11 protein-coding genes and 2 pseudogenes are annotated in these 10566 nt (G+C 38.0%); 3 read left to right on the forward strand and 10 right to left on the reverse strand.

The window, feature by feature from the left end; translation table 11 throughout:
* The 9 genes and pseudogenes from QM874_RS03490 to QM874_RS03530 form a co-directional block, all read right to left on the reverse strand.
* Entirely contained in the window at nucleotides 1-885 is an 885-nt protein-coding gene (locus tag QM874_RS03490) for an ABC transporter ATP-binding protein (RefSeq protein ID WP_414316233.1), read from the reverse strand.
* A complete protein-coding gene (locus QM874_RS03495; RefSeq protein WP_006154913.1) occupies nucleotides 872-1066 on the reverse strand; it encodes a hypothetical protein in 195 nt (64 codons plus the stop codon). Before QM874_RS03495 ends, QM874_RS03490 begins: the two co-directional genes overlap by 14 nt.
* Complete coding sequence (locus QM874_RS03500) at nucleotides 1063-1254, reverse strand: hypothetical protein (RefSeq protein WP_006146174.1); 192 nt, start codon at nucleotides 1252-1254, stop codon at nucleotides 1063-1065. Before QM874_RS03500 ends, QM874_RS03495 begins: the two co-directional genes overlap by 4 nt.
* A gap of 184 nt (nucleotides 1255-1438) precedes the next feature.
* Complete coding sequence (locus QM874_RS03505; protein WP_414316234.1) at nucleotides 1439-3106, reverse strand: DAK2 domain-containing protein; 1668 nt, start codon at nucleotides 3104-3106, stop codon at nucleotides 1439-1441.
* A gap of 2 nt (nucleotides 3107-3108) precedes the next feature.
* Nucleotides 3109-3474, reverse strand: a complete 366-nt coding sequence (locus QM874_RS03510) for an Asp23/Gls24 family envelope stress response protein (RefSeq protein WP_371560699.1) — start codon at nucleotides 3472-3474, stop codon at nucleotides 3109-3111.
* A 150-nt stretch (nucleotides 3475-3624) separates the two neighbouring features.
* A complete protein-coding gene (rpmB, locus tag QM874_RS03515) occupies nucleotides 3625-3813 on the reverse strand; it encodes a 50S ribosomal protein L28 (RefSeq protein ID WP_001140948.1) in 189 nt (62 codons plus the stop codon).
* Between the two features lie 106 nt (nucleotides 3814-3919).
* The gene (locus QM874_RS03520; protein ID WP_414316235.1) at nucleotides 3920-4594 is read right to left on the reverse strand and encodes a LiaF transmembrane domain-containing protein; all 675 of its coding nucleotides are present in this window, start codon (nucleotides 4592-4594) and stop codon (nucleotides 3920-3922) included.
* A gap of 4 nt (nucleotides 4595-4598) precedes the next feature.
* Nucleotides 4599-5045 carry a LytTR family DNA-binding domain-containing protein gene (locus tag QM874_RS03525; RefSeq protein WP_216729902.1) on the reverse strand — a complete coding sequence of 149 codons (447 nt, stop codon included), beginning with the start codon at nucleotides 5043-5045 and terminating at the stop codon, nucleotides 4599-4601.
* 118 nt (nucleotides 5046-5163) lie between these two features.
* Nucleotides 5164-5337 (reverse strand): annotated as a pseudogene (locus QM874_RS03530) (phosphatase PAP2 family protein); the annotation flags it as partial.
* Between the two features lie 200 nt (nucleotides 5338-5537).
* Here QM874_RS03530 and QM874_RS03535 point away from each other — a divergent pair.
* The 3 genes and pseudogenes from QM874_RS03535 to QM874_RS03545 all read left to right on the forward strand — a co-directional run.
* Nucleotides 5538-8087 carry an SEC10/PgrA surface exclusion domain-containing protein gene (locus tag QM874_RS03535; RefSeq protein WP_414316236.1) on the forward strand — a complete coding sequence of 850 codons (2550 nt, stop codon included), beginning with the start codon at nucleotides 5538-5540 and terminating at the stop codon, nucleotides 8085-8087.
* Nucleotides 8088-8338: 251 nt separating this feature from the next.
* The gene (tnpA, locus tag QM874_RS03540; RefSeq protein WP_414316237.1) at nucleotides 8339-8803 is read left to right on the forward strand and encodes an IS200/IS605 family transposase; all 465 of its coding nucleotides are present in this window, start codon (nucleotides 8339-8341) and stop codon (nucleotides 8801-8803) included.
* Nucleotides 8804-8946: 143 nt separating this feature from the next.
* Nucleotides 8947-9222 (forward strand): annotated as a pseudogene (locus tag QM874_RS03545) (IS3 family transposase); the annotation flags it as partial.
* Nucleotides 9223-9976: 754 nt separating this feature from the next.
* Here QM874_RS03545 and QM874_RS03550 read toward each other — a convergent pair.
* Complete coding sequence (locus QM874_RS03550; protein ID WP_414316238.1) at nucleotides 9977-10480, reverse strand: phosphatase PAP2 family protein; 504 nt, start codon at nucleotides 10478-10480, stop codon at nucleotides 9977-9979.
* Nucleotides 10481-10566: the final 86 nt, after the last annotated feature.

A 10566-nucleotide genomic window follows, 5' to 3' on the forward strand; every position in this document is an offset into this window, starting at 1 on the left:
TTAGTCATCTCCCTTCTGTGTTTCTTCAAAGATTGTATCTAGCAAACTACGATTATTGACTTCAATTTCTTGTATGCTACATCCTGCTTGAACTAACAGTTCCCAGAAAGCATCCGCTTCACGTGTGACTACTTGCAGGGCATCTTGTTTTTGTGACCAGTTTTCAATCAAGTTTGACTGCTCAACGACTTCCTTATAAGCCAGAGGTAGGATAAAGTGCTTTTCAATCTCTTCACTGCGCATGGCTAGAGGTGTTGTATCGCGAATCAACTCTCCCTTATTCAAGACCAAGATTCGGTCCGCTGTATGCTCTACTTCCTCAATATAATGAGACGAATAGAGAATGGTGACTCCCTGCGCTTTTAGGTCCTGAACAATTTCCCAAAAACGTTGACGGGTTGAGGTATCCATGGCCGCAGTTGGCTCATCTAAAAAGACAAGCTTTGGTCGGCCAATCAAGGTCAAGACAAATGAAAAGAGACGCTTTTGTCCACCTGACAATTTTTCTGCAAATTGTTCTTTTTGCTGCTTGTCAAACTGTAATAGTTGATTAATCTCCTGGTTGTTCAAGGGATTTGGATAAATGCTTTGAAAGAAAGCAATCAACTCTTTAACCTTTAATTTCTGAACAATAACATTTTCTTGAGGGAGGTAGCCTCTAATATAGTCTAACTGAGAACTCGTCACTGGCAAGCCTTGGATGGATACTTGACCGCTTGTGACCAGTTTATCTCCAAGCAAACAGTCCAAGAGTGTGGTCTTCCCAGCACCATTGGGCCCAATCAAGGCGACGCATTCACCTTCAGCTACCTCAAAGGAAATATCCTTCAATATAGCCTTGCCCTTGATGTTTTTATTTAGGCTTTCTACCTTAATCATGTTCATGATACTCTCCTTTCAGCCACTCCTTTCCCATCGGAAAGGCGATAAAAATCATAAATCCTAATCCCCAGGCACCGCGAATGGCTTGGTGAAGGAAGGCTTGATCAAACCAACCTGTAAACATTTCTACCAGCCATACCACTAGTGATAGTCCAATAAAAAGATAGAGAATCGCTTTTTTCATTTTTCAAACTCCTTTTTCACATCTGAGACTAATTTCAAACCTTCTCGGATCAACCAAGACATGATTCCAAAACCTGCAAATAGCTCCCAAGGAAAATGATAGAAGCCTTCATCCAATCCTGAAAACATGAGATAAGTCATGACTCCTGCTGCTACTAAACTCATTGCGACAATTACTTTATGTTTCATTTTTTTCTTCCTCCATTTGATACATCTAGTATAATTCTTTGAAGGTAGAATCACTAGAAGCTTCTGTCATGAGGAAATATGACAAATGTCACAAAAAGTTCAGTCAGCTACCAGCTCAAAAACTCATTGCAAACCAAAAAGATCGGGAATCTTTTCCCGACCTCTTTCGTTTTCTATTTCATTCTTATTCCACACTGAAAAGATATGGATACACTGGTTGTTGACCTTGGTGGATTTCTACTTCAACATCTTCGAATTCTTCTGCGATTTCTTGGGCGATTTGGTTAGCCAATTCTTCGCTTCCATCTTCACCGATATAGAAGGTTACGATTTCACTGTCTTCATCCAACATATGTTTCAAGGTTTCAGTCAGAGTTTGGTGCATATCAGGGTTTGATACGAGGATCTTACCATCTACCATACCAAGATTGTCATTTTCGTGAATTTCTAGACCATCGATAGTCGTGTCACGAACGGCTGTTGTTACACTACCGCTGACTACATCACCAAGAGCTGCAGTCATGCGTTCTTGGTTTTCTTCGATAGACTTGCTTGGGTCAAATGCTAGAAGGCTAGTCAATCCTTGAGGAAGAGTACGTGCTTCTACCACTACTGCTGGTTGTTCTAAGACTTCAGCTGCAGATTGAGCCGCCATGAAGATATTTTTGTTGTTTGGTAAGAAGATGATGTTGCGAGCATTGACTTGCTCAACAGCCTTGACAAAATCTTCTGTCGAAGGGTTCATGGTTTGTCCACCCTCGATGACATAGTCCACACCTTGAGCACGGAAGATGTCTGCCAAGCCTTGTCCAGCTACTACTGCGATAAGGGCGTATTCTTTTTCTTCAGCTGGTTTGCTGACTTGAGCTGCTTCTTTTTCCACTTGTGCTTCGTGTTGGTTACGCATGTTATCGACTTTAACCTTAACCAAGCTACCATATTTCAGACCTTCTTGCATAACAAGACCTGGATCTTCTGTATGGACGTGAACTTTAACGATTTCATCGTCATTGACAACGAGTAATGAGTCCCCAAGGTCATTCAAGTAGTTACGGAATTCTTCGTAGTCAAAGTCTTTAGCATAAGTTGGACCTTGCTTAAGGGCAACCATGATCTCAGTACAGTAACCAAAGGTAATGTCTTCTGTTGCCACATGTCCAGCTACAGATTTGTGGTGTTCGGCATTGATCATCTCACCCATATTCGCTGGAGTAGCCACAAAGTCTTCAGAAGCGCTATATTCACCAGTAAGAGCTGAAAGGAAACCTTCATAGATGAAGACCAAACCTTGACCACCTGAGTCTACAACTCCAACTTCCTTCAAGACTGGAAGCATGTCTGGAGTCTTAGCAAGGGCTGTTTTAGCTCCTTCCAAAGCTGCACGCATAACCTCAATAGCATCGTCTGTCTGCTCGGCTTTTTTCTTAGCACCGATGGCAGCACCACGTGATACAGTCAAGATTGTTCCTTCAACTGGCTTCATAACAGCCTTGTAGGCTACTTCAACACCAGATTGGAAGGCAAGAGCTAGGTCTTTTCCTGTTAACTCTTCTTTGGTTTTGATGGCTTGTGAGAATCCGCGGAAAAGCTGAGAAGTGATAACTCCTGAGTTCCCACGCGCACCCATCAAAAGACCTTTAGCCAAGATACTTGCAGCCTCACCAACTGTTGAAGCTGGTTTGTCTGCTACTTCTTTAGCACCATTTTCGATAGTCATTCCCATGTTTGTTCCTGTATCTCCATCTGGAACTGGGAAGACGTTCAATGAGTTGACATATTCGGCTTGCTTGTTCAATCGAGTAGATGCAGCCTGTACCATTTCTTGAAATAAGCTTGTAGTAATATTTGACACGATTATTCTCCTACAACTTTGATATTTTGAATATAGACATTCACAGCTTGAGCAGTGATGCCAAGTTGGTTTTCCAAACTAAAGCGTACACGCTCTTGGATGTTTTTTGAGACTTCACTAATCTTAGTTCCATAGCTCAACACGGTATATACATCAACTGCAATGCTACCATCTTCGGCCGCTTTTACAACGACACCTTTAGAATAATTTTCCTTCCCAAGAAGGGCTTGGAAATTATCTTTGAGGGCTTTCTTACTTGCCATACCGACCACACCAAAAATCTCAGTTGCTGCACCGCCTACAACGGTAGCAATCACTTCATCTGTTAGTTCGATTTGACCATCTTTTGTATTAATTTTTACAGTCATTTTTTCTACCTCAACTAGTTGATACTCTATTTTATCATATTTCAAGCCAAGTGTAAAAGCAGAATACTGTATCGGCGGATATTTGCTCCTTTGACAAGTGATTTTGTACTTAGAGCAAAAGAAAAAGACCTGATGGCCTTTTACTCTTTATTAAACGCGTTCTACTTTACCTGATTTCAAAGCACGAGCTGAAGCCCAAACTTTTTTAGGTTTACCATCTATAAGTACAGTAACTTTTTGAAGGTTTGGTTTTACGGCACGTTTTGTTTGGTTCATCGCGTGTGAACGGTTGTTTCCTGATACAGTCTTACGACCTGTAAAGTAACATACTTTAGCCATTTGTGTTTTCCTCCTATTAGATCTAATATAGCGGATGTGCTAGCACCACATACTGTACTATGTTATCACACTTTCTCTTTTTTGGCAAGGGGATTGGAAGATTTTTTTATTTAACGTAAACAACTCCTAGTTTCCCAAAAGCTACATCTCCACGGATAATCAAAGTTTTGCTGGTTGGGGCTAGAGGGGCATCTGCCTTGGCTGCTCCACAAAAAGTCTCTACCTTTAGATCTACTCTCCAGTGTTGAGGCACGTAGATAACTGCATTCCCAAATCCGACTTCGATATTCAGAGTAGCAAAATCACCTAACATCTCTGCATTATCATAATAAATCTTGGCATTCCCAAAACCGACCTCAAACTCATCTTCTACCAATTCTTGGTCTTGCTTGTAAAATGTACCCGCCCCAAAAGCGACTTCCTTGTCTGTCAGAATGGTCTTTTCACCGTCATACCACCATTTTTTTCCATTCCAAGTTCTGTTAGAATGAGTGAGTGTGCTGACACCCATTACGATTAAAATACTTGCCCAGAACAATGACTGATTGGGAATCGGTAAAATGTCATAAAAATGATTAGCAATCATGAGGGCCACTAGGGCTGTAAAAGATGCTGAAGTGAAATGACGACGAAGGATTGCCTCAACTGATTGGTAGGCAAAAAATCCAATACCGATCAAGGGCCAAATTTCCCCTTCAAGTGAAGGAATACCAAAATTCCCCTGCAATAACACTAAAGCTGCCAATACTAGCAACACAATACCAAATGCTTTCTTTTTCATGTTCTTACCTCATGTTTCTTAGATTTTCTTTTAGGAGGGATTGATAGTGCCGCGACACGTGAACCTCCTTGTGGGTCTGATAAAAGGAAATAGTTCCTGTCCCTGAAAAGGACTTGTCCACCGAGTAAACTTGCCGAATATTAGCAATAGTCGACTTGGATACCCGACTGAAATAGCGGGGCAGGATGGACTCTAACTCATAAAGCTTGAGCCGAACCTCGTAGGCCGCTTTCTGGGTATGGGCGTAAATCTTGCTACCTTCCGTCTCAAAGAAGAGGATTTCTGCCAAGTCTAAGTAGTACTCACCCGTCCCCTTGTAAAAGATCAACCTAGGAGCCTTGGTTTCTTGCAAGAGTCGTTGCAAGTCAGCTATTTCATCTGTTAGGGCTGCAGCCTTGATGACAATCTCTGTCTCAGTTAATTCACTATCAATCTCGATTCGTAACTTCATCCTATCTCCTTTCTGCATCTACTATACCAAAGGCCAGAAGACTTTACAAGGGCAAAAAAGCAAGTGGTCACTTTTTACCCGTAAGTGGTTACGAGGCCAAGCCCACTTGCTTTGCTTTTTAGAAAATAAAGAAGAGAAATCCCCAAAGGAGACCACAGGCGTAGCCAACTAAAACATCCTTTGGATAATGAACGCCTCCTAAGACCCGCACAAGACCGAGAAGAGCTGATAAGACCAACAAAACCAACCCCACAGGCAGATTTGCATGCAAGCAAGCCATGGAAATAATGGTTTTTACTTTCATTAGTTACGAAATAACACATATCAAAATCAGTTTGAGCAAAGAAACTTCTTTGCTCTTTTTATCTAAGTTTTAAAATTGGAGTAATTTAAATATAGAATTAAGTCAAAAATAAAATTTTATGATATTATAGTAAAGAACAAAAGAAATTTTGTGCAATTAATTTAGAAAAAGATAAAGAGGGATCTGATATGAAAAAACAAACTATTATTGTTGGGGCCGCAATCCTAGCTGCAACCACTGGAACGACTGTATTCGCAGAGGAAGCTGAACCAACTTCTGTAGCACAACCTACTAAAGCAACTGAAGCAGCTCCAACAGCAGAAAATGCTACTCCTATTCAGAAAGCAGAAAAAGAAGTTGCGAAAACTTCAAAAGATGTAACTAACGCTGAAACTTCTGCAAAAGAAACTTTCGATAAAGAAACTCAAGCTAAATCTGATCACGATAAAGCTACAGATGAAGTAAAAGCTGCTCAAGATGCAGTTAATAAAACTAACGAAAAATTAAAAAATGCTGAAGCTACTTTAGCTAAAGATAAAGAATTAACTCCAAAATTAGAAAAAGAATTACAATCTAATAAAGACGAAGTAACAAATACAGAGAATGGAATCTCTAATACAGAAAATCAATTAACAACAGCTAAAGAAAAACAAAAAACAGAAGAAGCTAAAATTCAACCACAAGTTGATGCTTTGAATGAAGCAACTTCTTCTAAAGAAGTTGCTCAAGATAAAGTAAATTCTATTAAACAAGATTTGAAAACAAATCAAGCAAATGAAGCTACTTTAACTAAAGAAATCAATGATTTAACTTCTGCTAAAGAAGCTGCTAACCAAAATGTAACCAAAACAAAAACAGCTTTAGATAATGCTAAAACAGCTGATAAAACTCGTGCTAACAACATTGCTTCACAAAAAACAATTGTAGCGCAAGACCAAAGAAATAAAGATAATGCTATTGCAACAGAAAAAGCAAAAACTGCTGAAAAAGAAAAATTAGCTAATGACTTGACTTCTGCTAAGAATGCACTTGCTGACAACTTGGAAATTCCAGTAACAGATGCTTATATTTCTGCTCTTAAAGCTTACAAACAAAACAAATCAAAAGCAAATGATGAAGCTTTAGTTAAAATTTCAAAAGAAATCTTAGCATCAAAAGAAGTTGAAGCTGCTAAGAAATTACTAAAAGAGAGTGACACACGTACTGTTGACCCAGCAAATCTAACAACAGAACAATTAAAAGAATTGAATATCCGTATGGCTCAATTTATTGAAGATGTACGTACTAAATTCGGAACATTCTCTCCAACTATGATTCGTGTAAGTGAAGAATCAGTTAACCTATCAAAACTTATTAGTGAAACATACAAAAATGCTGTTCGTAATCATGCTAATACTACAAATCCAACTGTAGATGATGCGTATGATACAGGTCATGTGAAAAGTAATGTAACTATTGCTCCAAATATGGCTAAAGCTGGTTATAAAACTGACGCTCTCCCAGTTCGTATGGAAACTCTTGCATATTCTTATGAAACAAATATGACTACAATGGGCGAATTAAAAGCAGAATTATATAATAGTATGATTCGTTGGATGTATGATGATTATTTGAGTGATTGGGGTCATGCTCTTATTCAATCTGGCTTACAATGGGATTACAAGAAAACAGAATTGCATACATTTGTTGTTCAAGATGGTTCATATGTAACGATTGGGACTGACGAAACAGCCTTCAAGACCCAAGATAGCAATTTGAAAACTAAAGAGTATGAAATTCCAGCAACAGATTACAGCAAAACGGTTACTCGTGTAAATTCTCTTGACAAACTAATTGAAACAAACAAAGCCGAATTGGCTCAAGCTACTAAGAATGTTAAATCAACGACTGATAAGCTTGATACTTCAACAAAAGAATTGAAACGTTTAGAAGCAATTGAAATTCAAACTCCTAAAGCACAAACTGCTTACGACAGTGCTGTTGCTAAACAAACTCAATTAGCAAACCAATTAACAGAAAAGAATAACAATCTTACTGCTGTTCAAAACAAAAGCAAAGAATTAAATATTGCTCTACCTAAAGCTGAATCTGATTTAACTAAAGCAACTGAAACTTACAACAAAGCGAAAGCTGAATATGATAAAGTAAGTGCTGATGTAGAACGTGCTAAAGCCGAAGTTAAACGAATTGAGGCTCAATTGAAAGCACTTAATGCTAAATTGACAGAAGCAAAAAATAAAGTTACTAACACTGAAAAATCTATTGCTGAAAACAACAAAGAAATTGAAACATTAACAAATTCTATTAAAGAATTAAAAGAACAACTTAAAGATCAAGAAACTATTCTTAAAGAAAAAGTAAAAGTTCAAAAAGAAAAAGAAGAGATCTACTTGAAAGCTAAAGGAGTTGCTGATGTAGAACGTGCTAAAATCAATGAACTTAAATCTAAACATGAAGCTGCGGTTACTTATTTAGAATCATTGAAATCAGAAAAAGCTCGTGAAGTACAAAAACAAAGAAAACTTGAAAAATACAATAGAATGTTCGATAAAGTATTGTACGGAACAAATACTACAGCTAATCAAAATTCTAATCACACTCTACCAGCAACTAACTCTTCTAATGAATCAGTATTACCAAATACTGGTTCAATTGAACAATCATTCATGACATATTCAGCACTTATAAGTTTAGCTACTGCAGGTTATGCTTTGGCAAGAAAGAAAAAAGAAGACTAATCCATTCTGACAATTTAAAAAAGAGAAGACAAGTTTAGACAATGTCATTAAGTTAAGAAATTCAAATACGATTCTGTATTGAATTGCACCCCAAAAGTTAGACAGAAAAAATCTAACTTTTGGGGTGTTTTATTATGCGACTATTAGTCCGTCTCGCTCCGCTAGGTGCGCGTCGAAGGTTATACCAAAAAAACTCCAAACGCAATACAATAAGGGTGTTCAAGCCAATTGTAAAGCGAAAGGAGAAAAATATGGCACAAAAGGCTCATAGTTTATCGCACACAAAGTGGCACTGTAAGTATCACATTGTGTTCACCCCTAAGTATAGACGAAAAATCATTTATAATCAATATCGAAGTAGTTTGGGAGAAATATTCCACCGATTATGTAGTTATAAAGGTGTTGAGATTATCGAAGGACACTTAATGCCTGATCATGTACATATGTTAGTAAGTATTCCACCAAGGATAAGTGTTTCAAGTTTCATGGGTTATTTAAAAGGCAAAAGTGCACTCATGATGTTTGACAAACACGCCAATCTCAAGTACAAGTTTGGGAATCGGCATTTTTGGGCAGAAGGTTATTATGTGAGTACGGTTGGACTCAATGAAGCCACAATTAAGAAATATATCCAAGAACAGGAAAAACATGATATAGCACTAGATAAATTAAGTGTGAAAGAATATGAGGATCCCTTTAGGGATAGTGGTAAGTAGTACCAATGTCTCTTTAAGAGGCAAGTGACGAGTCAAGAGCAATAAGGCTTGAACAACGTGAAAGCCAGCGTCTTTAGGCGCTGGCTGGTAATTTGGGCTTATAGCCCTGGTACAAACCACCCGTTTGACGGGTGGTTATGATTATGAAATTAACTTATAAAGATAAGGTTCAGATCTATGAACTTAGAAAGCAAGGTCAAAGCTTCAAACAACTTTCAAAAAGATTTGATGTGGATGTTTCTGGTCTAAAGTGCATGGTGAAATTAATTGACCGTTATGGAATAGAAATCGTCAAAAAGGGGAAAAATCGTTATTATTCCCCTGAATTAAAGCAAGAAATGATTGATAAAGTCCTACTTGAAGGTCTTTCACGAAAAAGAGTATCTTTAGATTATGCTCTACCCAAAATCGGCAAAATTGTTTACGCCATATGATTGTAACACCTTATCAAAAAAATCACTAGGTAAGGTGTTGGTTTTGTATAGAATTTTTACACTAAACTTTAATTCAAAAAAGACAATTTCCTTAGTTTGACTATGGAACTCAAACTATTTTTTATCAAATACCTTGATATGTGGGTGGTTGATTTCATCTATAGAGTAACATAAATCTCAAAAAATAGGGTGAAAAAACCTTTATTTGTGATGCAAAAAATAGAAGATAGGATAGAGGATCACTTTGATAACCTCAATCCTATCTCCTATTCAAATGGTTAGTTCACTAACTTATGACATTGACTCTACAGTATGCTCTTTTTAAAAGTTATTAGTCATATTTACGTTTAAGACCGATTACTCCTAGAGCATAAGTAATACCCGCCATAATCACACCTAACACATTTACTTCAGCACTAGTATTTGATCATACTTTCTTAGTTGAAGTAGGAGTGTTTGGAATTTCTTAAGCAGTTGCTTTTTGGTATTCTGCCTTAATGTCAGCAACTGGTTCTTCATTGGTTTTTTTACTTTTACAATTTCTTGATTATTTCCTTCTTTTCAGCTATTTTCTTATCAAGTGTTTCTACTTGTTTAGCTTCATCTGCATAAGTTGTTCCATAGTTCATTGCTAATGTTACTGCGACCATACCAAGAATGTTCCCACAAATTCCATGTTGTTTGAATTTACGGCTTGACCCGTAAGTGGTTACGAGGCCAAGCTCACTTGCTTTGCTTTTTACAAAATAAAGAAGAGAATTCCCCAAAGGAGGCCACAAGCGTAGCCAACTAAAACATCCTTGGGATAATGAACACCACCTAAAACCCGCACAAAGCCGAGAAGAGCTGATAAGACCAACAAAACCAACCCCACAGGCAGATTTGCATGCAGGCAAGCCATGGAAATGATGGTTGCTGAAAAGACGTGGCGACTAGGCATTGAATTTCCAGAGCTGTCCTTATCTAGTAGCGGGACAATTTCCCAAGTTTCATAAGGTCGTGGTTGATTGATCCACTTACGAACTAGCGTCAATAGGACAAAGCCTAAAGCTGGAACTAAAATATAGGCAGAAAGTTCTTTCCCCAAGCCATTGTTTATATAGCTTGTTCCCAACAAGGTCAAGTAAGCCAAGGGCATCAGAACTGTCATCATGCGATTAAAAACTCGCATCAAGTGTAATAGTTGTGGATATCGAAGGAGACTTGATTTCCTCTTATCGTACCACTCTTGATAGTTTTTCATCTGTTTTCTCGTTGTTTCTAGATTTTACACAAGAAGCCTGACAGAACGAGTCTGCTAGCATCTCCTACTCTAGTATAGTGCAGAAA

Source organism: Streptococcus infantis (genome assembly GCF_047463615.1).
Lineage (GTDB): Bacteria > Bacillota > Bacilli > Lactobacillales > Streptococcaceae > Streptococcus > Streptococcus infantis_X.

Excerpts from the sequence above, each read along its gene's own strand:
- QM874_RS03490 (WP_414316233.1), bottom strand. The coding sequence starts at position 885 with ATGAACATGATTAAGGTAGAAAGCCTAAATAAAAACATCAAGGGCAAG.
- QM874_RS03495 (WP_006154913.1), bottom strand. The coding sequence starts at position 1,066 with ATGAAAAAAGCGATTCTCTATCTTTTTATTGGACTATCACTAGTGGTA.
- QM874_RS03500 (WP_006146174.1), bottom strand. The coding sequence starts at position 1,254 with ATGAAACATAAAGTAATTGTCGCAATGAGTTTAGTAGCAGCAGGAGTC.
- QM874_RS03510 (WP_371560699.1), bottom strand. The coding sequence starts at position 3,474 with ATGACTGTAAAAATTAATACAAAAGATGGTCAAATCGAACTAACAGAT.
- rpmB (WP_001140948.1), bottom strand. The coding sequence starts at position 3,813 with ATGGCTAAAGTATGTTACTTTACAGGTCGTAAGACTGTATCAGGAAAC.
- QM874_RS03520 (WP_414316235.1), bottom strand. The coding sequence starts at position 4,594 with ATGAAAAAGAAAGCATTTGGTATTGTGTTGCTAGTATTGGCAGCTTTA.
- QM874_RS03525 (WP_216729902.1), bottom strand. The coding sequence starts at position 5,045 with ATGAAGTTACGAATCGAGATTGATAGTGAATTAACTGAGACAGAGATT.
- QM874_RS03535 (WP_414316236.1), top strand. The coding sequence starts at position 5,538 with ATGAAAAAACAAACTATTATTGTTGGGGCCGCAATCCTAGCTGCAACC.
- tnpA (WP_414316237.1), top strand. The coding sequence starts at position 8,339 with ATGGCACAAAAGGCTCATAGTTTATCGCACACAAAGTGGCACTGTAAG.
- QM874_RS03550 (WP_414316238.1), bottom strand. The coding sequence starts at position 10,480 with ATGAAAAACTATCAAGAGTGGTACGATAAGAGGAAATCAAGTCTCCTT.